Raw genomic sequence first — 24,894 nt, 5'->3', positions numbered from 1 at the left:
TAATTCCTAGCTGGTGATTGGAGCAAAAGGCGAAGACTCCTCGAAAATGCTACGCATTTTCTTCGTGCGATGTTTCGCTGCCGAAGCCTTCCTTGTCCTGAGGGAGATAGCGCTAGGTGGAGACCCCGCAGGCGTAGCCGAGGAGGCTCCAGCAGCGCCCCTAGGAAAGCGAAGCCGTTTGCGGAAATCAACAGCGGTGTTTTTAATAATTCTAAAATTAAATACTTTTTCAGTGGACTCCAACGAAGTGAGGCTCAAGCACCGCCTTTAGGAAAGCTAACACCTGGAACGGAAAACTACCAGGTGATTATCCATGTACAATTTATAAAAAAGGAGAACTAAAATGAAAACAATTTTCTCAGGAATTCAACCAAGTGGAAATGTAACTCTTGGTAACTACATCGGAGCAATGAAACAGTTTGTGGAGTTGCAAAACGACTACAACAGCTACTTCTGTATCGTCGATCAACACGCAATCACCGTACAACAAGATCCACAGGAACTTCGCAAAAATATCCGAAAGCTTGCAGCACTATACTTAGCAATCGGTCTAGATCCAGAAAAAGCAACTCTTTTCATTCAATCAGAAGTACCAGCACACGCTCAACTCGGCTGGATGATGCAATGCGTAGCATATATCGGAGAATTGGAAAGAATGACTCAGTTCAAAGATAAGTCAACAGGAAAAGAAGCCGTAACGGCAGGATTACTTACTTACCCACCATTAATGGCGGCGGATATCCTTCTTTACAAAACAGATGTGGTTCCTGTTGGGGAAGATCAAAAGCAACATCTCGAATTAACAAGAGATCTTGCAGAACGTTTTAATAAAAAATACCGTGACATCTTGACTGTTCCAGAAGTCAAAATTGCAAAAGTTGGCGCAAGAATCATGTCACTGACAGAACCAACGAAAAAAATGAGTAAATCAGATCCAAATCTAAAGTCTTTTATTTCCTTATTGGATACACCAAAGCAACTAGAGAAGAAAATTAAAAGTGCAGTAACAGACTCTGAAGGAATTGTGCGTTACGATAAAGAGAATAAACCTGGAGTTTCCAATCTTCTTTCTATTTATTCGATCTTGGCAAACAAAACGATTGAAGAATTGGAAGTACAATATGAAGGAAAAGGGTATGGCGACTTCAAAGGAGATCTTGCGCAAGTGGTGGTTGAAGCACTTGAACCTATTCAGACCAAATACAATGACCTTATTGAATCAGACAAACTCGATGCCATTCTTGATGAAGGCGCCGAGCGAGCAAACCGTGCTGCAATGAAAACACTTAAAAAAATCGAAAACGCCATGGGCTTAGGACGCAAACGCCGTTAATTCAAAAAAACTGTCAGAGAGCAAAATGTCTCTGACAGTTTTTTTCTTTCCTCGGAAATATTCGACACTTAATTAACTTTAGGATGTTGTTCCAACTCCCACAACTTTTCAAAAAACGGCTGGCCTTTTACTAAATGCTCACAAAAAGTCTGATGTTTATCAGACCAACCTTCTCTTGTTTCCTCAAGCAATTGTGACCACACTTCCTCAAAACTCATCGATTGGATTTCTCTGTAATGAATTGGGTTCCATTCTGTATACCAATATCTAATTTCAGCAACATTGCAAGTTGACCTTAACTGATCCAAAGCCATGAAAAGAAGTTGTTTTAATTGTCTTTCTTTTCTAGTCAAACCGTTCATGATTTCTGGTGATGGGGATAAAATATGATAATCCTTTGGCGATTTGCTAGATGGCGAAAAAGAATATTTTTCATAATCATGGTTTTCCACCATATCGTATACTAATTGTTCTTGTCTTGGAATTAACCTACTTTTACGAATAGGAATATTGTAACCTATTGTGTCTACAGCTAATATTCCTTGTCCATCTGTAACAACAAAGCAGTAGTCCAACTGAATTCTTTCATGGTTTTTGCGAATATAGCTTTTTTGGAAAATATCTTCTAGCAAAGATGAAGGCAGCTCTTGGAGGTCGTTTTCAATATAATGGAACAAAACTGAATCTACTTTCAATAGAGGAACTTGATCCAATAACTCTACACTATCGTCCTTCCTCCACTCATGAAAATGACAAACATTATAACCGTTTTCTTCTCCTTCAAACCAATTTACCCATACGTCATGAAGATACAACATATCATACCCCTCACTTCACATCTAACTCTTTTATTTATCCAACAGTATGAACAGTGAAGTGCATAATTATTCCAAAATACCCAATTAATTTTAATAAGTCTATTCTTTGTCTCGAAAAGACGGTTTAGAGTTGCCAGATAAATAAATACTTATTGCAATCAGAATCATACCAATAGGTAGAAGGTAAAATTCTGGCCTAGTAAGGAGGAACAATAAAAACTCCATTAAACTTAATCCTGTTGCAAAAAGATTCAAGTAGGCAATCGTACTAATACCGCCAGCAACAGAGATGCCAAACCCTGTCAAAAAAAGAATTCCCCTGATCATTAGCCATCTCTCACTGAATATTTCCTATTTATAATCATAGTAACGTCTCCTTGTCCAATCTATCTATTACTATAATTTTATGACATGCCAACAAAATAATGACAAGTTCTATGAAAAATAGGCAAAAAGAAAAGCCGAGATCGGCTCTCAGCTTTTCTAGTCAAGTGTTTTTGGATCAAGTGCATCACGTAATCCATCTCCAACAAAGTTGAAACTTAACACTGTTATTAAAATCATTATTCCAGGAAATAGAGGATACCACCAGTGTTTTAACATGATAGTAAAGTTTTGCGCATCCTGCAGCATGTTCCCCCAACTTGGTGTAGGTGGTTGAATACCTAAACCTAGGTAACTTAATGCTGATTCTGCCAAGATAACTCCCCCTACTCCTAATGTTGCAGATACGATGATTGGACCCATCGCATTTGGAAGGATGTGAGAGAAAATGATCGTATGGCTTCTTGTTCCAATAGTTTTAGAAGCAAGTACGAATTCACGTGTACGAAGTGATAAGAATTCTCCTCGCACAAGACGTGCTGTAAATGTCCAACCTGTTAAAGCGAAAATCAAGATTAGCTTGTCCACACCTGGTTGGAAGATTGTAACCAATGTAATTAGCAAGAAAATAGTTGGTATGGAAATGATAACGTCTACTATACGCATTAGAACCGCATCAATTTTCCCTCCAAAATATCCTGCAACCGCACCAATAACTGTTCCAATTGTAATGGAACCTGCTACAGAAGCAAATCCAACTAGTAGGGATACCCTCGCTCCAAACAGAATACGTGCAAATACATCGCGTCCATATCGGTCAGTACCTAACCAATGTTCTCCGCCTGGAGATTGTAGTTTATTCAACAAGCTTTGCTTTTGTGGTTCGAATTGAGCAATAAGTGGTGCAAGTATCGCTAAAGAGATTATGATGAAAAGTAAAACCGCTCCAATGACAGCTAGTTTATTTTTCATAAATTTATTAATCGTAATTTTCGTTAATGTGTCTGGCTTCTTCTTAATATTGGGGTTTAACGATTGGTTAGTTGGTTGAGTTGATGGTTGAGTTTGCATCGATGTTCCCCCTTCTAGTACTCAATTCTCGGGTCAAAAATTGCATATAGAATATCGGCAACCAAGTTTCCGATAACTACAAAGACCGCTGAGATAACTGTTAGTGCCATGATTACCGGATAGTCCCGCTGGAATGCGGAGTCAAAGAATAACAATCCAATACCAGGCCAAGCAAATATCTTTTCAACAATAACCGATCCCCCAATGAAACCGGGTAGCATTAAACCAAAAATCGTAATTACTGGAATTAATCCATTACGTAAACCATGTTTATACGTTACTTTGTTTTCCTTTAAACCTTTTGCTCTTGCTGTACGCATGTAGTCTTGCTTCAACACTTCAAGCATACTAGAACGTGTATATCTAGTTAGGCCCGCCATATCAGCTGTTGCAAGTACAAATGCCGGCAAGATTAAGTGATGAATTCTATCAAGGATGCTAAATTCAGCATTCAATGTTGCTACACCACCAGTAGGCAGCCATTGCAACTGAACAGCAAATACCATGATTAGTACTAAACCTATCCAAAAGTTAGGTGTCGCCAATCCAAGGAATGATGTAACTGTAACCGTATAATCTGTTAAACTGTATTGCTTTCTGGCAGAGATGACTCCAAATGGAATGGCTACAATTACTGCCAAAACAGTAGAAACAATCATAAGTAATAGTGTATTTGGCAGTCGGTTCATAATCATTTCACTAACTGGAACTCCACGACGGATTAATGACTCGCCAAAATCTCCCTGAGCCATATTTGATACCCATGTGAAATATTGCTCGTGAACAGGATCATTTAACCCATACCGCTCTTCAAACTTTTTCATATCTTCTTTACTAATATTCGGATCCATCATAAGGGAAGTAGGACCACCTGGTGCCATTTGTATAATGGCAAAGGATAATACTGTAATACCGAATAATAGGGGAATCGCCATTAAGCAACGGCGGATGATATATGAGATCATAGCTGATTCTCCTTTTCTGTCTTTACTTTAGGAAGGTAGAAGTAAACGTGATTTTTTTATTTTAATACTGTACATTTTGCGACGTTGCACAGTAAAGTGTTCAAGTTCAATGAAAGACGACTTGTCCATGACAAATTCGACCTTTCTGATCCAATAGATTCAAGTGTCTAAGTAATTCATTTCAGTAAAAAAGAAGGGAAGGGAATTTCCCCTCCCCTCTTTCTAACTATAAACGGGGGTTAATTAGTTGCTCTCTGCTAACCACCATTTGTTGATGTTGTAGAATTCCGATCTTGCATGGAACTCAAAGCCTTCTAGGTTAGTAGGCATTGCACGGTGTGCATTTGGATAGTACAAGAAAGTATATGGTTGCTCTTCAGCAATGATTTTGTTGATTGCTTGGATCTTAGCAGCACGCTCGTCACGATCCATTGTTAGGTTAGCTTCGTCCATTAGCTTATCAGCTTCTGCGTTAGACCAACCAACGAAGTTCAAACCTTCTTCGATTTCTTTAGAGTGGAAGATTCCACTTGGATCTGGATCTGTAGATAATGCCCATCCAAGGATGATAGCATCGAAGTTCCATTTTGGAGGATCGATGTCAGCCAAGAATGCAGACCATTCCATGATGTCTGGAGTAACTTTGATTCCAAGCTCAGCGAACTGTTCTTGAACTACTACAGCGATATCTTCACGAACTTTGTTACCTTGGTTCGTTTTCAAAGTGAATTCAAATTTCTGACCGTCTTTTTCAAGAGTTCCGTCAGCACCTGCAGTCCATCCAGCTTCTGCAAGCATAGCTTTTGCTTTTTCTACATCGTACTCAAAGCGAGGTACATCTTCGTCATAAGCCCAGCTAAGTGGAGACTCAGGAACATCAGCAACTTCACCGTCACCGTTCATTACAGACTCAACGATTAGTTCACGGTCAAGAGCGTGAGTTAAAGCTTGACGAACTTTTACATCTTGGAATAATGGGTTACGTAGGTTGTATCCTAAGTAAGTGTAAGATAATGCTAATCCAGATTCTACTTTTAATTGACCATTAGCTTCCCACTCTTTAACAGTTGCAATGTCAGTTGCAGGAACAGTGTAGTAATGGATATCACCAGCAGCTAATGCAGTCATTAATGCATCTGCATCAGGAATAATACGGTAAGTTAAAGAATCTAAGTATGGACGACCATCCCAATAATCATCATTTGCTACAACTTTAACAAATTGTCCATCTTCCCAAGTTTCGAATTTGAATGGACCTGCTCCAATTGGGTTTTTAGTATTGAACTCTGTGTACTCACCAAGTTCAGCGATTGGAACCTCACCTAAGACGTGCTCAGGAAGGATTGGGTAACCTAAAGCGATGTGGATCGTTGGATCTACAGCGTTAAGAGTTACTTGTACAGTTAAATCGTCGATTTTTTCAACTTTTTCGATTTTCTCGAAGTAACCTGCACGAGGACCATCATAGTCTTCGCTTAGAGGAATGCTAAGAGTGAATACAACGTCATCAGCATTTAAAGTTTCACCATCGTGGAACTTGATACCGTCTTTAATTTTAAGCGTGTGAACTAGGTCATCTTCAGAGATATCCCAGCTTTCAGCCATGTTTAATTGTGTTTCGAAAGCAGTATCGCTTGTTAATAATCCGTCAAAAATGAAACCTTCAATTGCAGAACTTGCAGTATCTGCAGAGTAAAGCGGGTTGAACATTGTTGGGCTACCAGTAGAACCGATGATTAGGTCTCCACCTTGTACAGGTTCATTTGTAGCTTCTTCTTCTTCTGTTTCTTCGTTGTTGCCAGTAGTTTCGTTGTTCGTAGTGTTTGTGTTGTTAGTATTTGTACCTGCATTGTTCGATCCGCTACAAGCAGCAAGGAACAAGGACAGAACTAACGTTAAAACGATAAGTAGTAATGATTTTTGTTTCACGTTTACTCCCCCTAAAAATTTTTTAATGTTCTGAAAATGAAAGGTAAAGAAAGTTAACTGTTTGATTATCTCCCCCTTTCAAAGGGTATATATTTTATTTACTTGCCACCTATTCGTATAGGTGACAAGCAACAAAATGATCTGGTTTAACCTCTTTGAATTGAGGAACAATTTGCTTACAGACATCCATTGCAGCTGGACATCTTGTATGGAACACACATCCTGTAGGCGGATTAGCCGGGCTTGGCAATTCACCTTTCAGAACGATACGTTCTCTCTTCACTTGGCCTTTACGGCGAGTAGAAGGTACAGCTGATAGTAATGCTTGCGTATAAGGATGAAGTGGTTCACTATATAAATCTTGTTTGGTAGCTAGTTCCATCATCCGCCCTAAATACATTACGCCGACCCTGTCACTTATATGACGAACTACACTTAAATCATGGGAGATAAAGATATAGGACAGTCCCATTTCTTTCTGAAGGTCTTGCATAAGGTTAATGATTTGGGCTTGTATTGATACATCCAGTGCAGATACTGCTTCATCGGCAATGATCAATTCTGGGTTTAGCGCAAGTGCTCTAGCAATCCCAATACGTTGACGTTGTCCACCGGAAAACTCATGCGGATAACGGTTGATAAAACTTGGATCTAACCCTACTTTAGCTAGCAACTCTTGCACTTTCTCTTCTCGCTCTTTTTTAGTGAACAAGTTGTGTGTGTTATATGGTTCTTTTAGGATTGATCTTAAAGTTTTTCTTGGGTTAAGCGTTGCAAATGGATCTTGGAAAACCATTTGAATGTCTTTACGAACAGTCTTTCTAAGTTCGCTTTCACTCATGGTTGCAATATCTCTCCCCTTGAAAATGATATTTCCTTCTGTAGGCTCATATAGGCGGATAATAGTTCTTCCAGTTGTGGATTTCCCACACCCAGATTCTCCAACAAGTCCTAATGTCTCACCTTTTTTAATATAAAAGTTTAAGTCATCTACCGCTTTAACATCGCCTACATGCTTTTGTAAAAGTCCCGCTTTAATTGGAAAGTATTTCTTCAATCCTCTTACTTCAAGGATATTATCAGAACTTGTATCCGTTAAAGTCTTTTCTGTTTTAATCTCGGTTGCAGTCATTATTTAGCCTCCTCGCCTTCGTATAAGAAGCATCGAACAGAGCGATTTCCGCTTTTCTTAAGCAAGTCCGGAACCTCGCTATGACAACGATCAAATGCTTTTGGACAGCGCGGGGCAAAACGACAGCCCTGTGGTAAATTGGTTGGAGGCGGCACGTTACCCTCGATAGATTGAAGGCGAGATATATCTCCCTCAATATCAGGTATGGACCCCATCAAACCATGTGTGTAAGGATGCAGAGGCTCTTCGAACAAATCGTCCACGGACGCCTCTTCTACGACTTGACCACAATACATAACTACAACTCTATCAGCAACTTCTGATACAACCCCTAAGTCATGTGTAATTAACAAGATGGAAGTGTCAAATTTATGGCTAAGGTCTTTCATTAAATCTAGTATTTGAGCTTGAATGGTAACGTCTAGCGCTGTTGTTGGCTCATCCGCAATTAACAGCTTTGGATTACAGCTCATCGCCATCGCGATCATTACCCTTTGTCTCATACCGCCTGATAGACGATGAGGATAATCATTGACAATTTCAGCAGCTCTTGAAAATCCTACAACTTCTAACATTTCAATCGCTTTTTTCATTGCTGCTGTTTTTGACATTTTTTGATGAAGAATTAATACTTCAGTAATTTGCTCACCGATTGTTAGAACCGGATTTAATGATGTCATCGGCTCCTGGAAGATCATAGAGATATCGTTTCCACGAACTTTACATAATTGGTTTTCTGTTAGTTTCACAAGATCCTGTCCGTCGAATAGAATTTCTCCATCAACAATTTTCCCTCCAGGGCTAGGAACAAGACCCATAATAGATAGGGAAGTAATAGACTTACCAGATCCTGATTCTCCAACAAGTGCAACAGTCTCTCCTTTTTTAATGGAGATATCTACACCATCTACAGCTGGAATAGCTTGCTTTTTTCTAAAAAAGTGAGTTTTTAGGTTTCTCACTTCCAATAAAGCTGACATTTAGCCTTCACCATCCTTTTTTCTTTCGATGCATGGTCTGTAAGATGTCTAAATATGTAATATATAGAATTCAGATAAATTTAATTAATTCTTAATCTTTATATTACAAATTTACAAAACTACTAGCTATTAATCTATTCAAAGATTGCTATTATAGATTTTCCATGCCGTTTATTACGAAATCTTCAGTCTTTTTACTCGAAATTGACTGTAAAAACTAAATTATCGGAAAATAATTATCGTCTGTTTGTATATTATTACAATTCCGTTACAAGTTCAAGCTTATTTTGAAAATAAACTAAAAATTTTTTTAATTAAAACTTGTAGCAATCTTCTACAAAAACTGATTATATACAAAAAAAAACAAAAAAACTAGCCTTTTTTGCTAGATTTTTTGTTTTTTGTTATTTTTCTCCTATTCCTCAAAGAATTATCCAATTGATAGCTTTGTTATCTCAGAAAGGCTCTTTGTCATCAAAACACGGTAGTTAATTTTCTCCTCCTTCAATATTTTCTGAACGAGATAATAACCAACACAATAACCAAGCATTTTTGGATAAAACCCTTTGCCATAAAGCAGTTTCATATGATCCTTATCACTCTTTTTTACATCTTTATTGGGAATGATGATTTTATTTAAGAAGTTTTCTAGTTCCTTATCTGTGTAATAAGATGTCCAGCTAGAGGTATATTCTTTTCCAACTAGGCTTTTTACTGCACTTTCCGCTAGTCCTTCAATTAGTACAGAATCTAGAAGGGTATATTGGTCATCTTTTCTATAATTTTTAGAGAGTACACATATATGGTTATACTCGTGAGTCAACAAAGCCTTCATTTCATTAATTTCAATATCCTCTGGTAGAAATAAAAACAGTTTGTCTTTGAAAGCCACACCGGCTTTCCCTTTGAAATCTCTTTTAATTTGATTGTTATATTTGTCTGAAGGAAAAATAAAGATTGGGATGTCTGGGCCGTTCCATAGTTTTTTTAAACGTTTCCATTCTGCCAATACAATATTCCAGCAATCCAATGTCTTTAATTTTTCAACAGTACCTTTCCCATCCCTAACAGGTCGGTACATCCCATGCATAATCAGATAATCATAAAGTTCCGCTGCAGTTACGTCCTCAAAGTACTTCAGCAATTTCTTGGAAATGTTCAATGGCTGGTGATAGTCCTCTTCCAACCATCTATCCGTATGAATAATACTCATGTTCTACAGCCCTTTTCTTTGCTTTTTGATGTCATTGTATGATGAAGAGGATGGATTGGTGAGGTAACAAAAAAAACAGCAGAAAGTTTAAATAACTTTCTACTGCCTTTAACTAAATTCATTTATTGGTATTTTTTAAACACAATCGTTGCGTTGTGCCCGCCGAAACCAAGTGAGTTGCTCATTGCAGCTGTGACTTCTTTATGCCTTGCTTCGTTTGGTACATAATCAAGGTCACATTCTGGATCAGGTGTTTCTAAATTAATGGTCGGTGGAATAATGGCGTTTTCGATTGCCTTAATAGTGAAAATTGCTTCTACCCCACCTGCTGCTCCTAGCAAGTGACCTGTCATAGACTTTGTAGAACTGATTGCTACATCTTTTGCATGTCCACCAAGTACTTCTTTAATAGCCAGTGTTTCAAACTTGTCATTATATTCTGTGCTTGTTCCATGAGCATTAATATAATCAATATCTGCTGGTTGCAAGCCGGCATCTTCTATTGCCATTTTCATCGCACGGACACCGCCTTCTCCGCCTGGAGCAGGTGCTGTAATATGATGGGCATCGCCAGTCGCGCCATATCCAACTATTTCGGCATAAATGCGAGCACCGCGTGCCAAGGCATGTTCAAGCTCTTCCAACACGACAATACCAGCGCCTTCCCCCATGACAAAGCCGTCGCGATTTGCATCAAATGGCCGACTTGCGGTCTTAGGATCTGGATTCATGGATAAAGCTTTTGCCGAACTGAAGCCAGCAAAGGACATCTCCGTCAATGGCGCTTCTGTTCCCCCGGAAATCATGACATCAGCATCACCGCGCTGGATAACTTTAAATGCATCTCCAATGGAGTTTGTACCTGTTGCACAAGCAGTTACGGTACAAGAGTTCACACCTTTTGCTCCAAGTGCGATACTGATTTGACCTGTAGCCATATCAGGAATCATCATTGGTACGAAAAACGGGCTAACACGACGCGCTCCTTTTTCTAGGAAGGTTTTGTATTGTTGTTCAAAGGTTTCCATTCCGCCAATTCCAGAACCTACCCAAACACCTACTCTAGGAGCTATTTCATCTGTAATGTCTAGATTAGCATCTTTCACAGCCATAAATGAAGCTGCGATTGCGTATTGAGTAAATCGATCCATTCTTCTCGCTTCTTTTTTATCCATAAAATCTTCTGCATTAAAATTGGTGATTTCTGCAGCAACTTTTGCCGGGAATTTTTCACTGTCTACTCTAGTAAGGGGGCCAACGCCAGAAACTCCGTTGATGGCATTTTCCCACGCCTCATTTACATTTAAACCGATCGGAGTCACCGCTCCAAGACCAGTTACTACTACTCTTTTTTTAGGCATTTGCATCATTTTCTTGCTCCTTCCAGCGTTATATCCAATTAATATTTATTATCTTCCCCATCTGATGGCGATTGCTCCCCATGTTAAACCTCCACCAAATCCTACCATAACTACTAAATCATCGTCATGTATATTTCCTTTTTCTATTTCCTCCACTATGGAGATCGGAATAGATGCAGCCGATGTGTTTCCGTATTTCTGAACGGTCATCGACATCTTTTCTAGAGGGAGCCCTAGCCTTTCCCTTGCCGCTTCCATTATTCGAATGTTTGCCTGATGAGGAATAAGGAAATCTACATCCTCTTTTGATAAGCCGGCTTTTTCTAATACATTCACAGCTGATTCACCCATTTGGCGAACCGCAAATTTAAATACTTCGCGGCCATTCATTACAATGGTTTCATCCTGATATAAATGTTTCGCTCCTGTGCCGTCTGCTCCAAGTTCGAAAGATAGGATTCCTCTACCTTCAGAAACCGGACCAATTATTGTAGCACCTGCTCCGTCACCAAATAGGACTGCTGTGTTGCGGTCTTCCCAGTCCACAATCTTGGACAGTTTCTCTACACCTACTACTAGAACATGCTTATATGTTCCTGCTTCAACAAATTGTTTTGCTGTGATAATCCCATACATAAATCCGGCGCATGCTGCACTCATATCGAAAGCGCATGCCTTTTTGGCACCAAGGCGCTCTTGAATCATGCAAGCAACACTTGGGAAGGGGTTATCAGGCGTTACGGTAGCAACGATGATCATATCCAGCTCTTCTGCCGTAATTCCTGCATTCTTTAATGCTTTTTCTGCCGCAAAATATGCCATATGTGATGTATCTACGTCTTCTGATGCAATTCTTCGTTCTTCTATGCCTGTTCTTGTTTTTATCCATTCATCTGTTGTGTCAACCATTTGCTCCAATTCTGCATTGGTTAATATTTTTTCAGGTACATATCTTCCGATTCCTAGTATCCCTGCATTCACCGATATAACACCTAACTCTCTTATTGGACTTTTAAACATAAAGTTCTTTACATACCGCTGTTGCTTTCCGCGGGGCGACCTTGAGCCTCCTCGGCAAGCTTGTGGGGGTCTCAACATTGCCGCTACTCTCCCACAGGAGTCTACGTCTTTTGCTCCAACCAACATCTAGAAACTTTTTTAATATCAATTATTATGACTTGGTACTAATTCTAACTCATTATAACGTGATTGACAACATATAAATGCCCATTTTCATCCTGCTTAAAGCTTTTGGACAAATGCCTATCCCAAATAAAGTAGACAGCATACTATAGTTTCAAAGGGGGATAAATGCTGTATAGGTGAGGTGAAAATCATGAGTGATGAACAAAAGAAGGTGGAAACCGAAATCGATGTAGATCCTTTTACGAGAATGATGTTTGGTGGTCCGCCTAGAAGACAAAACACGGAAGAAAATACGGAAAGTACTTCTGATAAAAAGGTTGGAGAAGATTATTACGCACTTATCGGGCAGGTTGACTCTATTATGGAATCCGTCAATAAACTGAAGCCGATGATAAAGGAATTTTCTCCAATTTTAAAATACTTCAAGAAATAAAGAGCTAAAAAAGACTATCCAGCACTTTGTCTGGATAGTCCTTCTTATTATTCTATGTCTAACGCATTTTGTTTTCCAAGCTCGTATGCTTCATCCATCACTTTTGTCAGTAAAGACACAAGTGGTTGGATATGTTGAGGCTCTAACTCCAATCCTGTTTCGTCAAGCATCTGTTTTGCTTCTGGTAAATATTTCATGGCAATGGCCATATATTGCATCGTTCTATCTTGTTCCATTTTTGTACCTACTTTCTATTTTTCGTTTGGCAATAAGCCGGAAGTTTTATAATCCTCTATTTGTTGATTAATGCTAGCCTGGTATTCCTTGCTAACTAGTGGACTGAATGCCCCAAGGGATATAACATCATCTTTAAAATCAAAGGATAGGTTGCCAGATTCTAATTCCCCTGCAAAGAAACGACTTGCCACCAATTCATACAAGGCAGGGACATGCTGAATGGTACTGGTGAGAACAGTATTCTCCCCTAAGTCTGATTGATCTGATACAAAACCAACCGCATATAGCCCCTGTTCCTTAAGACTATTGATGACAGGCACGTTAAATCCATCACCCGCGGGATAAACAACATCCACCTCTTGCTCGATCATGTTATCAAGCATTTCCAATGCCTTATCAGGATCATTCCAGTCTTGCGTGTACTTTATCAAAACCCTAGCATCAGGGTTTTCATGTAAAACGCCTTCAAAGAAACCATCCACTTCAGGTTGCCATTCAAATGCAGCGATAATTCCAATCGTATTGGTTTCCGTCATATGACCAGCTACCATGCCACCAAAAAAGCCCATTGCATTTGCTTCAAAATTTAAGCTAGTTACATTGTCACCTCGGACTTGGGAATTGAAACATACAAAATGAATTTCTGGATAATCAGAAGAAATAGCATCGAATGTTTGTGCATATTCACTGCCATGCCCAAATACCAAGGTAACACCCTCTTTATGATACTCTTTCACTGCTTCTTTAATAGCTATATCAGTATGTATGCCTTCTTTATAATAAACATCTAGGTCATATTCCGATTGAATCCGCAATAGCCCTTTATAGCCTTTTGTTCCCCATACTTGATCACTTATCGTTTCAGGGACCAACAAGCCAACCTTCTGATCTCCACTTTCAGGAGTAGTTTGTCCACATGCAGTTAATAAAAGAATGAATAGTATGACTACCATTAATGATTTTTTCATGTAAGTACCACCCCCTAGTGCCTTAAAGGATTGCCCCTCTGTTTCTGTTTTTAATCTTCCTTTTATATTGTACATGCTTTGTCTATAAAGGAAAAGTTAATATTCTGTTAAAATGCTTGGAATAGAGGGGCAACTCTCTACTAATCTATCTTTAATTTATAATACATCTGATCTTTTTGTGCTTGAATGCCTTCTTTTATTGTAAGGCGTTGTGGCACTTTGTACTTTTTTAGCTTTTTTGTTTCCTCCGGTTCAACGGAAGTTAAGAAAGTTAAATTTAACTCTTTTATTAATTCTTCCATCGCCTTTGGATTATCATTCTGAAAAAGGACCTCAGTCACTCGTTCATGGCGGTTTAGGAAAGTATAGATAGCTTCTGCGACATCTTCCACAAACAATACATCATTTTCTTTGATTGCTATCGGTTCCGATTCTTTTTGTTCTAATTGCTCTAATAACCTTTTATGAACCGGTTCCTCTTCTTGCTGCCATGGGCCATACACCATAGGCAAATATATCACGTAACAAGATGGATCGGAACTGGCTGATAACTTTTTCATTATTTGTTTTCTATATTCACCATTCCATGACATCTTGCGATACGAAGAGATAAATACAAGCTTATTCGCATTTTCTGCTAATTCATCATAGAAAACTTGTTCTTTATCTCCCAATTTATCTACATCGTCTAAACAATAAAATACAGCATCTATGCTTTCAGTAGAAGACCGTTTGGATTGATAACGAAAGAAAGCGTTACGTCCAATTTCCATTAGCATCTCTTCTGATTTCTCATCCAGTTTCTCTGACCATACCAGCCCCGTCACTTCTACTTCTTTATTAATTAAATATTGGCAAAGTGCGAAACCAACTTGTGTGGTGGCTCCAATGACCACTGCATTTTTCATCATTTTTATATACCACCTATCTTCATTGATATTGTATCCATATGCATGAAAACAAAATTATAGTCCCAATTCCATGAGGGCGGAATGGGACTTTTTATAATTCTTGTTCATATTTTTTAAAGAACTGGCATATGGATGGACCGTATGAATAGCGTTTTTCCACCAAATGATAGGCAACTGTGACAGGTGATTGATTTTTTGACCGCAACTCCTCATATTTCTTGCAATGTAGGTTTGGATCAAATGTAAAATTGGTAGTGGTCTGCCAGATCTTCACTGGTATTGAACATTGTTGAAACTGCCAAAGGTCTGGAAGGTTCTGATATTCTTCTAATTCCTTAACCGGCACATTATATGCTTTTGCAATTTCATTTTTAACTTTTTTATAGAAGAACTTTCGATCCTTTTCTTGTGCAAGTTGTGCTTTTATATCCATGCAAGGATTAATGAATGCAACAGAACGAATCTTTTCTTTTAACTCTTCCATTAATTGCATGGCTGTCAACGCACCCATCCCTTCTGCAATGATATGAATTTTATCATTCAAGATTTCCTGTTTCATGATGATATGATAAAGTTGTTTAGCCATTAGAACAGATTGGCCGCTGCCCCAATGAGCCCCATAAAGATTGGAATAAAACAACGTATATCCACATTTCAATATTTCTTCAACAATTTTATTTCGCCCGATATGCTGTAACCACAGGCTATTATGTTCATCGACGAAATGGTTGGTATCTCCAATGATTAGACAGCCGAAACCATTCGGTTTTTCAGGCACATGTACAGCATTCCATTGACCGCCCATTTGAAAAAAGCGTTGATTTAAGCTCATCCGACTCATCTCCCCCCACTTCACAAACTCATATATCGTATGCTATGTAGAAAAGTTCTGTTATGACAGAGTCAAAAGGCCACTTTTCCATATAATTCATCACAAAAATACTTTTAAAAAAAGAAAAAGGAAGGCGTTAAAACCTACTCCCTTCCCACTTCATCATATTGAAGCTCTTCTTTCAAACTCTCCAAAGTACGTTGACCAAGCTCTGTCAAATTACTTCCCTCTTGTTCTAATAACAATTTCAATTCAAGTAATTTTTCATGACTATTCACCATTTAACAACCCCTTTTTCGACTAAGTTAAACATATTTACATTTATTATATGTCGTGTTTGTGGTAAAATATCCTCTGAATGAGCTTTTGAAATAATGAATGGAGGGGGAGTCACAATGCGCGCATTTTGGACTATTTTCTGGTCACTTCTTCTTATAAACATGGTTTCTTATGTTGTTGCTAACATGCAGGGTGATACATATAACTACGTATTAGCTTCAATCATTGCAATTGTTTTCTCTGTATTAGTTATGCTAATCGGGGAAGCGTTACCAAACGAACCAGCAGAAAAGCATTAATTTTTGTAAAAAAAGAACTTGCTCCCAGAGACAAGTTCTTTTTTTGTTGGTTAAAGGACCGCAGTTTATTTCCGCAAACGGCTTCGCTTTCTGCGGGGCGATCTTGAGCCTCCTCGGTTCCCTGCGGAAGCCACTGAAAAAGACCTTCATTTTTGAATTTCGCTAAACACCGCTGTTGATTTCCGCAAATGGCTTCGCTTTCCTAGGGGTACTGTTGGAGCCTCCTCGGCTACGCCTGCGGGGTCTCCACATAGCGATAGCTCCCTCAGGAGTCTTCGCCTTTTGCTCCAATCACCAGCTAGGAATCATAAAAAACGTTACGTTATAAGTGTTTCAGAGGCTTCGTCCCTGAAGTGTCTCAACATTGTCGCTACTCCCCCGCTTGCTTCTTCGCCTTTTGCTCCAATAAACTGCTAGAAAAACTCATATTACTAAACTTATCTAATATTATTATTTGTCACGGATGATGAGTTTTCCTCCTTCTACATCAATAATAATCTGTTGAAAATCTTGGATGCTTCCTCTAATTATTTCTTTTGCAATAAGGGTTTCGATGTGTTTTTGGATAAACCTTTTTAACGGTCGTGCACCAAAAACGGGATCATAAGCACTGTCGGCAATAAAACGTTTTGCCTCATCTGAGAGGGTTAATGTCAAATGTTTATCCTCCAGACGCTTTTGTAAATCCTTTATTAACTTTTCTACAATCAATCCAATTTCATTTTTGGACAATGGAGAAAAGATGACGGTATCATCTATTCGATTTAACAATTCCGGTCTGAAGTGGCCTCGTAATTGCTGAAAAACTTTTTCCTTCGTATCTTCTGTTAGCTCATCCCCTGCATGTTCCAACAAAATAGGAGAGCCTATATTGGAGGTCATGATTATAACCGTATTCTTAAAATCGACGGTTTTACCTTGAGAATCTGTAATTCTTCCGTCATCGAGCATTTGCAATAAGATATTGAAAACTTCAGGGTGAGCTTTCTCTACTTCATCCAAGAGTATGACAGAATATGGTTTCCTTCTGACTGCTTCGGTCAATTGCCCTCCTTCTTCATAGCCAACATATCCTGGAGGTGCGCCGATCAACCTTGACACCGCATGTTTTTCCATATACTCTGACATATCAATGCGAATAATCTGTTCCTCACTATCAAAAAGCGATTGTGCAAGAGCTCTGGCAAGTTCCGTCTTCCCAACCCCTGTAGGACCAAGAAAAATGAATGAGCCGATTGGACGATTTGGATCCTTGATTCCTGCTCTTGCGCGAATCACTGCCTCAGACACAAGTTGAACCGCTTCTTCCTGACCTACAACCCGTTCATGTAGGATTTCCTCCAATTTTAATAGCTTCTCTCTTTCCCCCTCCACAAGCTTCATAACGGGAATACCTGTCCATTTTGCAACAATGCCAGCTATCTCTTCTTCTGTTACTTCTTCTCTTAAAAGTTGGTTTGATTCTTTTTTCTGTCTGGCTTTCTCTTCAAGTTGCATAAGTTCTTTTTCTAAGCTAGGTATTTTCCCGTGTCTAAGTTCTGCAGCCTTATTCAAATCATAATTATTTTCAGCCGTTTCCAGATCACGTTTTAACTTTTCCAACTCTTCCCTTTTGACTCTTACTAATTGGATATCATCCTTTTCCAGTTGCCACTGTGCTTTCATAGCAGAAGCCCTCTCTTTTAAGTTGGCTAGTTCCTGTTGAAGTTGGGTGAGCCTCTCTATGCTTGCTTGATCCTTTTCTTTCTTTAAGGCCGCCTCTTCAATTTCGAGTTGCATGACCCTTCTAGTCACTTCATCAAGTTCTGATGGCATTGAATCTATCTCTGTCCGTATCATGGCACATGCTTCATCCACAAGATCAATGGCCTTGTCTGGTAAAAAGCGTTCAGATATATATCGGTTGGATAGAACTGCCGCAGAAACGATAGCACGGTCATGTATGTTAACACCATGATGTATTTCAAAACGTTCTTTGAGTCCACGTAAGATTGAGATGGTGTCTTCAACTGTAGGCTCCTGGACAAGGACCTGTTGAAAGCGACGTTCTAATGCCGGGTCTTTTTCAATATATTGTCTATGTTCATTTAATGTGGTTGCACCAATACAGTGTAATTCACCGCGTGCGAGCATCGGTTTGAGCATATTTCCCGCATCCATGGAGCCCTCTGTCTTGCCTGCACCGACTATCGTGTGTAGCTCATCAATGAAAAGCAGAATCTGTCCGTCACTCTTTTTGATTTCCTGAAGAACAGCTTTCAATCTCTCTTCAAATTCGCCCCTGTATTTAGCACCCGCTACGAGCGAGCTAAGGTCCAAGGAGAATATTGTTTTATCTTTCAGGCCATCTGGAACGTCCTTTCTTACAATACGCTGCGCCAGACCTTCAACTATTGCGGTTTTTCCTACCCCAGGTTCTCCAATAAGGACCGGGTTATTCTTTGTTTTTCTTGAGAGAATTCTGATAACCCTCCGAATTTCCTGATCACGGCCAATTACAGGATCTAGCTTTCCGCTTTTTACCTCTTCGATTAAATCTCTTCCGTATTTTTTCAACGCTTCGTATGTAGATTCTGGCTCTTTTGATGTCACTCTTTGGTTCCCCCTTATTTCTTGGATGGCTTGTTTTAACCGTGCTTCGTCGAGATTGTGGGTATTGCTTAACTTTTTCAATTGATTGGTTGTGCTGTTCTGATGAAATAGGGCAAGAAGTATATGTTCAATGGAGAGATAATCATCTTCCCAATCTGTTTTCCATTCATCGCCTTTTTTGAATGTCTGGTTTAGTTGATTGCTTATGTATGCATCGCTGGTTGCACCGCTTACTTCAGGTTTTGATTTAAGCAGCTTATTGAGATCTGTTTGGAGCGATTGAGTGTCTACTTTCAGCTTTTGCAGGACTCTTTCTGTAAGCCCCTCATATTGTTGAAGCAATGCAAGAAGAAGGTGCTCATGTTCAATTTGCTGATGATTCATCTTTTCTGCAAGACTCTTGGCCATCACAATGGCCTCCTGAAGCTTGGTGGTCATTTGATTAATGTTCATATTTGAGGTCACTCCTTTTTATCAAATTTTTTTTATAAAAGTTACAATATAGACGAAAATAGTTATAATAGCCTCTTAAGAAGTAATAATCCCAACAAAAATAGTTACAATAACCTCTTTAAAAGTTACAATCCAGCTATAATTACGTATCTTCCTCGTAAAAGTTTCTAGTTGAGTGAAAAGGATATATCCAAAAAAGCCACCCTCTCAATAAAAAGAGGATGACTTAATAGTTACGGACGGCGCTTTTTCGCCCACAGGCGATTATGATTGGAAGTTTCGGGAAAAGTGTCCCCGGCTTTTAAGTTTACCTTTTGAGGATTTTTAACTCCGCTTCCGGTCTCCCCAATTTCAAGATAAATCCCGTTATTCGGCGCTTTTTGACCCGGTCTGAATTGTTGATTCTGTCCCATACGATTACCTCCTATAGTCAGATCATGAAAATTCTAAGACTGTCCCTAAAAATGAGATGAAACTATCTCCCTTTTATCGTACCCAAGTTGTCCTGTTTCATGACTCAAACCATGGAAGGGTATGTCATCCATTTTTAAGCAATCGTTAAAACTTCATGCTTGGAAGCAAGGTCGATAAAATGAGACATGCCACTAATCTCTCCGCTAATGAGCTTCTGTTCCACCTCATAATGATCAACACAACTTTTACAAGCATAAACCGGAACTCCAGATTCATGTATTTCTTTTAAGTGAACAGAAACCAGAGAATCCTCTGTTAACGTATACACCCCTGTATTCATCAGGAAGATTGCCTCTGGCTTCTCTTCACGTTGCTTTAGAATCGTAAAAAATGTTTCTAAAACACCTTCCCCTAAAGCTTCATCGCCTTTTCCCAACTGATTAGAACTGACAAGTATCACTTTGTTTTTCATGCTCATTTCTCCCTTTGCAATCAATTTCGTCTTTTAGTCTGTAACGTTCAATGCTATCTTAGCCAGACGGGACATTCGATCTTTACTCCAAGGCGGATTAAATGTAATGTTTACGTCCACCTCATTAATTTCTTCCACTGGTGCCAGCTTCTTTTTCACATCTTCCACGATCTCCCCAGCAAGCGGGCAGCCAATCGATGTCAATGTCATCGTTATATCAACATTATTAGATGCATCTATGTCCACATCATAAACCAGTCCAAGGTTAACAATGTCAACACCTAGTTCTGGGTCTTCTACTTCCTCCAATATTTCCATTACTTTATCTTTTAATGCTTCCTGCATGATATCGCTCCTTTACATTTTGAGTTAGATGCTCAGCAAACCAATCCACTGTTGCCAACACACCTTCTCTGCTCACTTTATGATCTGCATATTCATCCACAATGACCTTCATATTGTTCGGCTTATTTTTATAATAACCTTTATTGTTTTTTACAAACGTTAATAACGGATCAATCGGAACCTCTTGGTCTCGTTTTCCATGCCAACATAACAAAGGCCGCGCGTTAAGGGATGATGGATCGGTTGAGAGGTCATATGGTTTTAATTTTGCATAATAGGATTCCAATTGCTCTTCAGTAAATGGTAAAGCAAAACCTGCTTCAAGAAATTTGTCCACTTTGTAGCGTGCAAAATCTTGATAACTAGGGCAGCCCATTAAACTGACTGCTGCTTTGATCCAAGGGTATTTTTTTAATGCACCGAATGTTACAATTCCACCCATTGATGTGCCGGCAACCCCAATTTCAGCTTGATCCGATAATCCTGATTCTGTTAGGTGTTTTTTAAGAATATCTATTTCATGAACAGTCTGGATGACAATTTCCCAGAATGACTGCATCATTTCTTGACTCTTTAATCCGCTGTCTCTGTCTCCATGATGGATGCAATCGGGAAGTATTACACGAAATCCTTTCTCTGCTAAAAGATAGGCATAATGCAAGTTATTTTCCTTCACACTTTGAAACCCATGTACAAAGATAACAGTAGGCTTAGAATTTGAAAAGGAATCTGCTTCACACACATGAAGAAACGAAACAGCACCTGTCTTCTGCTTGACGACATTGATCATCTTACGTCCCCCTGTCCATATTTACCTCATTTTTCCTATTTAATAGACTCTTGTCTAGTTTAACATGTAGACAATCAAATTTGAAAAAGGTTACACTTAAATCAGCAATATTTTTTTATGTACAAAAAAGGAGTTTGATACGGTGGATAAACATCTAATTGCAGTTGACCTAGACGGAACATTATTGACAGATGACAAAAAAATTTCCAAACGAAATAAAATCGCCCTTCAAAAAGCTATGGAGCAAGGACACGAAGTAGTAATCGCAACGGGACGTCCATACAGAGCAAGCATCATGTATTATGAGGAAATGAATCTCACCACTCCAATAGTAAATTTTAACGGAGCTTTTGTGCACTACCCTGGGAACGATGAATGGGGAGTTTATCATGAACCACTTTCCATTAATACAGTAAAAGAAATTGTTGAAGTGAGCGAGAAATATAATATACATAATATTTTAGCAGAGGTAATAGATGATGTTTATTTTCACTTTCATGATGAAAAATTGTTAGATATCTTCGGGTTTGGCAATCCAAAAATTGAAACGGGTGACCTGAGAAAAGTACTGAAAAAGGACCCTACATGTATTCTCATTCATGCAAGTGAAGATGAAGTTCCAAAAATTAGAAAATATTTATCTGAAGTTCATGCAGAGGTCATTGATCACAGACGATGGGCTGCACCATGGCACGTCATCGAGCTTGTGCGGACTGGGATGAACAAAGCAGTGGGATTACAAAGAGTTGCTGCTCATTACAATATTCCTAAAGAAAACATTATTGCTTTTGGCGACGAAGATAACGATTATGAAATGATTGAGTATGCAGGTACTGGCGTCGCAATGGGCAATGCAATTGATGGTCTGAAAGCTAAAGCTAACGAAGTAACATTAAGTAACGAAGAAGATGGGATTGCTGTCTTCCTAGAGAAAAAACTGCAGCTTTAAGACCAATATTTGCCCTCATAGAAAGCACCACTTTTACTTAGACTAGATAGTGGACAAGTGATTGTCCTATTTGAAAAGGGGGGCTTTCATAATGGGTAGAAGCAGCAAATCAAAACGTTTTGTTCAGCAGGGTAAAAATTCTGTACAGCTTCATGATCAGCAAATCCCTTATCACCTTACGATGGAACAAGCAGAAGAGCGTAAAGCACATCAAGCCGAACGCAATTCTCTTGGAGGGATATAATGATGGGAAACCAATTATTCCAATCCGCTCGTGAAGCAGTGATGAATGTTGTAAAGGGAAAGCATGATTCTGCATCTGAGCATAACCATAAACATGATTATTCATCTGAAATCAATTCGAATTCGATGAGTGTTGCCAAAAACGCATTATCCTCCGCTTATGCAAATTCAAACGAAGCCGAAAAAGCACAGCTTCGCGAATTGCAGGAAGAACTTTTCAACAGCCAACAAGACAAGTAACACAAAACAGCGCACAAGCCATATGAAAGCTTGTGCGCTGTTTTTCAAAATTTCGAGCTGGTGATTGGAGCAAAGGGCAAAGACTCCTGAGGGAGATAGCGGTAGCTTTAGTCCCCACAGCATAGCGAGGAGGCTCAAGCACCGCCCCTGGGAAAGCTAAGCCATTTGCGAAAATCACCAGAGGTGTTTAACGGTACTTAATCTTTCCGGAAGAACCCGAAAATACCAGCGGTCTCTACGATATTAGTAAAAGCATTCGGATCCGCTTCCTTCAAAATCCGCTCCAAATCATACATCTCATAACGAGTGATAACAATCATCAGCATTTCTTTATCCTCTCCAGTAAATCCCCCGCGAGCAGGAACAGACGTAATTCCTCTCACCATTTTCGCATGAATGGCTTCTTTAACCGCCTGCCCCTTCTTCGTTACAATCATGGCAGTCAACTTCTCATGTCTTGTATGTATTGCGTCAATAACACGAGTAGAAGCATAAAGTGTCACAAGCGTGTATAATGCTTTTTCCCACCCAAATACAAGACCAGCCGTAACAATAATTACTGCATTCAGTGCAAAAAAGTAAGTTCCGACAGGCTTGTCCTTCATTCGGGATAAAATCATGGCAATGATATCAAGACCACCTGTGGAAGCTCCCCACTTAAGTGTCAAACCTACACCTACCGCAGCGATGACACCGCCAAAAACAGCATTAAGCAAAATATCGTCATTAAAGCTGTAAATCGGTACAACCTCAAGAAAAAATGACATGAGGAAAACACTAAGAAAACTATAAATAGTAAAAGAGCGTCCTACCTTCTTCCACGCTAAAATCGTAACGGGTATATTGAGAAGCAATAACGTAATACCTGTAGAAATCGTGAACGGAAGAAAATCTTCTGAAATACGGAATATCAGCTGTGATACACCAGTAAATCCGCTTGCATAAACATCCGCGGGTATCAGGAAGAAGTTCATTGCGATTGCATTAAGAAATGCTCCTATTAGTACAATTAGCACCTTTTTTACATGTTGCTGGACATCCATATGGCCCAAAACCTCCTAACAGCCTGCTGCCTTATTTTATGTATTTTGCCTCTTTTTACCCTTCCAAAACGAAAATCTCCATTTTCTTTTCTTGAAGAGTGATTCATTAATGGGTAAACTTGAAAAAAGGAGTATTATTCCTCGTATGGAAGTAATAATAATTTTTCTAATACAGCTTAACCCATGCTTGTAAGTATAGTAAAGAAGGTGACCTTATGACAATAAGAATTATTGCAGATAGTGCAAGCGACTTACCAAAAGATTTTTTTGCAAGTGAAATGATAGACCTTATTCCGCTAAAAGTACTGTTTGGAGAAACTGAATATGAGGACATGGTCACTATTAATTCTTCCCAAGTGTATGATGCGATGCGCAACGGCGAAGTGGTGAAAACCTCACAAGCATCCCCAGTCTTTATGAAAGATTTATTTACTAGTGTAGCAAAGAATGGTGAAACAGCTATTTATGTAGCATTCTCTTCTGAATTATCAGGTACATATCAAACAGCAGTACTTATGCAAAAAGAAGTATTGGAAGAGTATCCTGAGCTCGACTTGACTATTATCGATTCAAAGTGTGCTTCTTTAGGATATGGGCTTGTTGTAAAGAGAGCTGCTGAAATGGCTAGCGGCGGGGCTTCCAAAGAAGAATTATTGTCAGCGGTGAATGAAGATATTCACCACATGGAACATGTTTTCACCGTAGACAATTTGGATTATTTGGCACGAGGCGGCCGCGTAAGTAAAGCATCCGCATTTGTTGGAGGCCTGCTGAATATCAAACCATTGCTTCACATGGAAGACGGAAAGTTGATGCCATTGGAAAAAATCCGTGGCCGTAAGAAAGTTTTGCGTCGGATGGTCGAAGTAATGAGAGAACGGAACGGTTTTGACACGTCTGTTCAACGAATTGGAATCAGCCACGGAGATGATCTTGCTACTGCAGAAGCGTTAAAAGAGATGATTAAAGAATTGTGTGATTGTGATGACTTTACGATTACTTCAATCGGGTCAGCAGTAGGCGCCCATGCCGGTCCAGGAACCATCGCCTTATTCTTCCTCAATGGGAAAAAAGCGTAACACATAACTTCATGCAGGCAGGACAACCTATTCCTATCTTTTT

28 protein-coding genes are annotated in these 24,894 nt (G+C 39.2%); 7 read left to right on the top strand and 21 right to left on the bottom strand.

Annotated features, from left to right (window positions below):
• Window positions 1-343: 343 nt before the first annotated feature.
• Window positions 344-1,333, top strand: a complete 990-nt coding sequence (gene trpS, locus HF078_RS11730) for a tryptophan--tRNA ligase (protein ID WP_169291325.1) — start codon at window positions 344-346, stop codon at window positions 1,331-1,333.
• Window positions 1,334-1,401: 68 nt separating this feature from the next.
• On the opposite strand, the gene HF078_RS11725 is transcribed toward trpS, so the two are convergent.
• The 10 genes from HF078_RS11725 to HF078_RS11680 form a co-directional block, all read right to left on the bottom strand.
• Window positions 1,402-2,151 carry a YjbA family protein gene (locus HF078_RS11725; RefSeq protein WP_169291324.1) on the bottom strand — a complete coding sequence of 250 codons (750 nt, stop codon included), beginning with the start codon at window positions 2,149-2,151 and terminating at the stop codon, window positions 1,402-1,404.
• A gap of 99 nt (window positions 2,152-2,250) precedes the next feature.
• Window positions 2,251-2,478: a YuzI family membrane protein gene (locus tag HF078_RS11720; RefSeq protein ID WP_169291323.1), complete on the bottom strand. Its 228-nt coding sequence runs from the start codon at window positions 2,476-2,478 to the stop codon at window positions 2,251-2,253.
• A gap of 156 nt (window positions 2,479-2,634) precedes the next feature.
• Window positions 2,635-3,546 (bottom strand): oligopeptide ABC transporter permease, encoded by a 912-nt coding sequence (gene opp4C / locus HF078_RS11715; protein WP_168863912.1) that lies wholly within the window; start codon window positions 3,544-3,546, stop codon window positions 2,635-2,637.
• A 14-nt stretch (window positions 3,547-3,560) separates the two neighbouring features.
• Window positions 3,561-4,511: an ABC transporter permease gene (locus HF078_RS11710; RefSeq protein WP_169291322.1), complete on the bottom strand. Its 951-nt coding sequence runs from the start codon at window positions 4,509-4,511 to the stop codon at window positions 3,561-3,563.
• Window positions 4,512-4,754: 243 nt separating this feature from the next.
• On the bottom strand, window positions 4,755-6,440 hold the full coding sequence (locus tag HF078_RS11705) for an ABC transporter substrate-binding protein (RefSeq protein WP_169291321.1): 1,686 nt from the start codon (window positions 6,438-6,440) through the stop codon (window positions 4,755-4,757).
• 109 nt (window positions 6,441-6,549) lie between these two features.
• The gene (locus HF078_RS11700; protein ID WP_169291320.1) at window positions 6,550-7,572 is read right to left on the bottom strand and encodes an ABC transporter ATP-binding protein; all 1,023 of its coding nucleotides are present in this window, start codon (window positions 7,570-7,572) and stop codon (window positions 6,550-6,552) included.
• Window positions 7,572-8,552 (bottom strand): ABC transporter ATP-binding protein, encoded by a 981-nt coding sequence (locus HF078_RS11695; RefSeq protein WP_169291319.1) that lies wholly within the window; start codon window positions 8,550-8,552, stop codon window positions 7,572-7,574. The genes HF078_RS11700 and HF078_RS11695 overlap by 1 nt, the downstream gene beginning before the upstream one ends.
• Before the next feature lie 430 nt (window positions 8,553-8,982).
• The gene (locus HF078_RS11690) at window positions 8,983-9,765 is read right to left on the bottom strand and encodes a DUF2268 domain-containing putative Zn-dependent protease (RefSeq protein WP_169291318.1); all 783 of its coding nucleotides are present in this window, start codon (window positions 9,763-9,765) and stop codon (window positions 8,983-8,985) included.
• 122 nt (window positions 9,766-9,887) lie between these two features.
• Window positions 9,888-11,126 (bottom strand): beta-ketoacyl-ACP synthase II, encoded by a 1,239-nt coding sequence (gene fabF / locus HF078_RS11685; RefSeq protein ID WP_169291336.1) that lies wholly within the window; start codon window positions 11,124-11,126, stop codon window positions 9,888-9,890.
• Between the two features lie 48 nt (window positions 11,127-11,174).
• Window positions 11,175-12,107, bottom strand: coding sequence for a beta-ketoacyl-ACP synthase III (locus tag HF078_RS11680; RefSeq protein WP_169291317.1), 933 nt, complete (start codon window positions 12,105-12,107; stop codon window positions 11,175-11,177).
• A gap of 355 nt (window positions 12,108-12,462) precedes the next feature.
• Between HF078_RS11680 and HF078_RS11675 the strand changes: the two genes are divergently transcribed.
• Window positions 12,463-12,705 (top strand): hypothetical protein, encoded by a 243-nt coding sequence (locus HF078_RS11675; protein WP_169291316.1) that lies wholly within the window; start codon window positions 12,463-12,465, stop codon window positions 12,703-12,705.
• Window positions 12,706-12,752: 47 nt separating this feature from the next.
• Here HF078_RS11675 and HF078_RS11670 read toward each other — a convergent pair whose 3' ends face one another.
• From HF078_RS11670 to HF078_RS11650, 5 genes are all read right to left on the bottom strand, one after another.
• A complete protein-coding gene (locus HF078_RS11670) occupies window positions 12,753-12,941 on the bottom strand; it encodes a ComZ family protein (protein WP_060665200.1) in 189 nt (62 codons plus the stop codon).
• Between the two features lie 15 nt (window positions 12,942-12,956).
• On the bottom strand, window positions 12,957-13,910 hold the full coding sequence (locus HF078_RS11665; protein WP_169291315.1) for a BMP family ABC transporter substrate-binding protein: 954 nt from the start codon (window positions 13,908-13,910) through the stop codon (window positions 12,957-12,959).
• A 140-nt stretch (window positions 13,911-14,050) separates the two neighbouring features.
• Entirely contained in the window at window positions 14,051-14,821 is a 771-nt protein-coding gene (locus tag HF078_RS11660; RefSeq protein WP_169291314.1) for an NAD-dependent epimerase/dehydratase family protein, read from the bottom strand.
• Between the two features lie 91 nt (window positions 14,822-14,912).
• Window positions 14,913-15,653, bottom strand: coding sequence for an alpha/beta hydrolase family protein (locus tag HF078_RS11655; RefSeq protein ID WP_169291313.1), 741 nt, complete (start codon window positions 15,651-15,653; stop codon window positions 14,913-14,915).
• 143 nt (window positions 15,654-15,796) lie between these two features.
• Complete coding sequence (locus tag HF078_RS11650) at window positions 15,797-15,934, bottom strand: hypothetical protein (RefSeq protein WP_169291312.1); 138 nt, start codon at window positions 15,932-15,934, stop codon at window positions 15,797-15,799.
• Window positions 15,935-16,048: 114 nt separating this feature from the next.
• On the opposite strand from HF078_RS11650, the gene HF078_RS11645 reads away from it, so the two are divergent.
• Window positions 16,049-16,231 carry a YjzD family protein gene (locus HF078_RS11645; protein ID WP_060665204.1) on the top strand — a complete coding sequence of 61 codons (183 nt, stop codon included), beginning with the start codon at window positions 16,049-16,051 and terminating at the stop codon, window positions 16,229-16,231.
• Between the two features lie 450 nt (window positions 16,232-16,681).
• Here HF078_RS11645 and clpB read toward each other — a convergent pair whose 3' ends face one another.
• The 5 genes from clpB to HF078_RS11620 form a co-directional block, all read right to left on the bottom strand.
• On the bottom strand, window positions 16,682-19,276 hold the full coding sequence (clpB, locus tag HF078_RS11640; protein ID WP_169291311.1) for an ATP-dependent chaperone ClpB: 2,595 nt from the start codon (window positions 19,274-19,276) through the stop codon (window positions 16,682-16,684).
• 233 nt (window positions 19,277-19,509) lie between these two features.
• Window positions 19,510-19,689, bottom strand: a complete 180-nt coding sequence (locus HF078_RS11635) for a YjzC family protein (protein ID WP_010192036.1) — start codon at window positions 19,687-19,689, stop codon at window positions 19,510-19,512.
• A gap of 134 nt (window positions 19,690-19,823) precedes the next feature.
• On the bottom strand, window positions 19,824-20,162 hold the full coding sequence (locus HF078_RS11630) for a DsrE family protein (RefSeq protein WP_169291310.1): 339 nt from the start codon (window positions 20,160-20,162) through the stop codon (window positions 19,824-19,826).
• Window positions 20,163-20,195: 33 nt separating this feature from the next.
• Window positions 20,196-20,510, bottom strand: a complete 315-nt coding sequence (locus HF078_RS11625; RefSeq protein ID WP_346775337.1) for a metal-sulfur cluster assembly factor — start codon at window positions 20,508-20,510, stop codon at window positions 20,196-20,198.
• The gene (locus tag HF078_RS11620) at window positions 20,485-21,297 is read right to left on the bottom strand and encodes an alpha/beta fold hydrolase (protein ID WP_169291308.1); all 813 of its coding nucleotides are present in this window, start codon (window positions 21,295-21,297) and stop codon (window positions 20,485-20,487) included. The genes HF078_RS11625 and HF078_RS11620 overlap by 26 nt, the downstream gene beginning before the upstream one ends.
• A 142-nt stretch (window positions 21,298-21,439) precedes the next feature.
• On the opposite strand from HF078_RS11620, the gene HF078_RS11615 reads away from it, so the two are divergent.
• The 3 genes from HF078_RS11615 (at window position 21,440) to HF078_RS11605 (ending at window position 22,729) form a co-directional block, all read left to right on the top strand.
• Window positions 21,440-22,246 (top strand): Cof-type HAD-IIB family hydrolase, encoded by an 807-nt coding sequence (locus tag HF078_RS11615; RefSeq protein WP_169291307.1) that lies wholly within the window; start codon window positions 21,440-21,442, stop codon window positions 22,244-22,246.
• Window positions 22,247-22,337: 91 nt separating this feature from the next.
• Entirely contained in the window at window positions 22,338-22,490 is a 153-nt protein-coding gene (locus HF078_RS11610) for a hypothetical protein (RefSeq protein WP_010192046.1), read from the top strand.
• Complete coding sequence (locus HF078_RS11605) at window positions 22,490-22,729, top strand: DUF3813 domain-containing protein (RefSeq protein WP_481748014.1); 240 nt, start codon at window positions 22,490-22,492, stop codon at window positions 22,727-22,729. The genes HF078_RS11610 and HF078_RS11605 overlap by 1 nt, the downstream gene beginning before the upstream one ends.
• Before the next feature lie 197 nt (window positions 22,730-22,926).
• Here the strand turns inward: HF078_RS11605 and HF078_RS11600 are convergent, their stop codons facing one another.
• Window positions 22,927-23,772 (bottom strand): YitT family protein, encoded by an 846-nt coding sequence (locus HF078_RS11600; RefSeq protein ID WP_169291306.1) that lies wholly within the window; start codon window positions 23,770-23,772, stop codon window positions 22,927-22,929.
• 215 nt (window positions 23,773-23,987) lie between these two features.
• On the opposite strand from HF078_RS11600, the gene HF078_RS11595 reads away from it, so the two are divergent.
• Complete coding sequence (locus HF078_RS11595; RefSeq protein ID WP_169291305.1) at window positions 23,988-24,851, top strand: DegV family protein; 864 nt, start codon at window positions 23,988-23,990, stop codon at window positions 24,849-24,851.
• Window positions 24,852-24,894 lie beyond the last annotated feature (43 nt).

The sequence above is a fragment of the Bacillus sp. RO2 genome, assembly GCF_012911845.1.
Taxonomy (GTDB): Bacteria; Bacillota; Bacilli; order Bacillales; family Bacillaceae_I; genus Sutcliffiella_A.
Note: the sequence above shows the minus strand (reverse complement) of the source record. Positions and strands in the feature narration are given on the sequence as shown.

Excerpts from the sequence above, each read along its gene's own strand:
- HF078_RS11660 (WP_169291314.1), bottom strand. The coding sequence starts at position 14,821 with ATGATGAAAAATGCAGTGGTCATTGGAGCCACCACACAAGTTGGTTTC.
- HF078_RS11690 (WP_169291318.1), bottom strand. The coding sequence starts at position 9,765 with ATGAGTATTATTCATACGGATAGATGGTTGGAAGAGGACTATCACCAG.
- clpB (WP_169291311.1), bottom strand. The coding sequence starts at position 19,276 with ATGAACATTAATCAAATGACCACCAAGCTTCAGGAGGCCATTGTGATG.
- HF078_RS11650 (WP_169291312.1), bottom strand. The coding sequence starts at position 15,934 with ATGGTGAATAGTCATGAAAAATTACTTGAATTGAAATTGTTATTAGAA.
- HF078_RS11655 (WP_169291313.1), bottom strand. The coding sequence starts at position 15,653 with ATGAGCTTAAATCAACGCTTTTTTCAAATGGGCGGTCAATGGAATGCT.
- HF078_RS11620 (WP_169291308.1), bottom strand. The coding sequence starts at position 21,297 with ATGATCAATGTCGTCAAGCAGAAGACAGGTGCTGTTTCGTTTCTTCAT.
- trpS (WP_169291325.1), top strand. The coding sequence starts at position 344 with ATGAAAACAATTTTCTCAGGAATTCAACCAAGTGGAAATGTAACTCTT.
- HF078_RS11595 (WP_169291305.1), top strand. The coding sequence starts at position 23,988 with ATGACAATAAGAATTATTGCAGATAGTGCAAGCGACTTACCAAAAGAT.
- HF078_RS11725 (WP_169291324.1), bottom strand. The coding sequence starts at position 2,151 with ATGTTGTATCTTCATGACGTATGGGTAAATTGGTTTGAAGGAGAAGAA.
- HF078_RS11605 (WP_481748014.1), top strand. The coding sequence starts at position 22,490 with ATGATGGGAAACCAATTATTCCAATCCGCTCGTGAAGCAGTGATGAAT.
- HF078_RS11600 (WP_169291306.1), bottom strand. The coding sequence starts at position 23,772 with ATGGATGTCCAGCAACATGTAAAAAAGGTGCTAATTGTACTAATAGGA.
- HF078_RS11670 (WP_060665200.1), bottom strand. The coding sequence starts at position 12,941 with ATGGAACAAGATAGAACGATGCAATATATGGCCATTGCCATGAAATAT.
- opp4C (WP_168863912.1), bottom strand. The coding sequence starts at position 3,546 with ATGCAAACTCAACCATCAACTCAACCAACTAACCAATCGTTAAACCCC.
- HF078_RS11710 (WP_169291322.1), bottom strand. The coding sequence starts at position 4,511 with ATGATCTCATATATCATCCGCCGTTGCTTAATGGCGATTCCCCTATTA.
- HF078_RS11665 (WP_169291315.1), bottom strand. The coding sequence starts at position 13,910 with ATGAAAAAATCATTAATGGTAGTCATACTATTCATTCTTTTATTAACT.
- HF078_RS11695 (WP_169291319.1), bottom strand. The coding sequence starts at position 8,552 with ATGTCAGCTTTATTGGAAGTGAGAAACCTAAAAACTCACTTTTTTAGA.
- HF078_RS11720 (WP_169291323.1), bottom strand. The coding sequence starts at position 2,478 with ATGATCAGGGGAATTCTTTTTTTGACAGGGTTTGGCATCTCTGTTGCT.
- HF078_RS11610 (WP_010192046.1), top strand. The coding sequence starts at position 22,338 with ATGGGTAGAAGCAGCAAATCAAAACGTTTTGTTCAGCAGGGTAAAAAT.
- HF078_RS11645 (WP_060665204.1), top strand. The coding sequence starts at position 16,049 with ATGCGCGCATTTTGGACTATTTTCTGGTCACTTCTTCTTATAAACATG.
- HF078_RS11630 (WP_169291310.1), bottom strand. The coding sequence starts at position 20,162 with ATGAAAAACAAAGTGATACTTGTCAGTTCTAATCAGTTGGGAAAAGGC.
- HF078_RS11675 (WP_169291316.1), top strand. The coding sequence starts at position 12,463 with ATGAGTGATGAACAAAAGAAGGTGGAAACCGAAATCGATGTAGATCCT.
- HF078_RS11635 (WP_010192036.1), bottom strand. The coding sequence starts at position 19,689 with ATGGGACAGAATCAACAATTCAGACCGGGTCAAAAAGCGCCGAATAAC.
- HF078_RS11700 (WP_169291320.1), bottom strand. The coding sequence starts at position 7,572 with ATGACTGCAACCGAGATTAAAACAGAAAAGACTTTAACGGATACAAGT.
- fabF (WP_169291336.1), bottom strand. The coding sequence starts at position 11,126 with ATGCCTAAAAAAAGAGTAGTAGTAACTGGTCTTGGAGCGGTGACTCCG.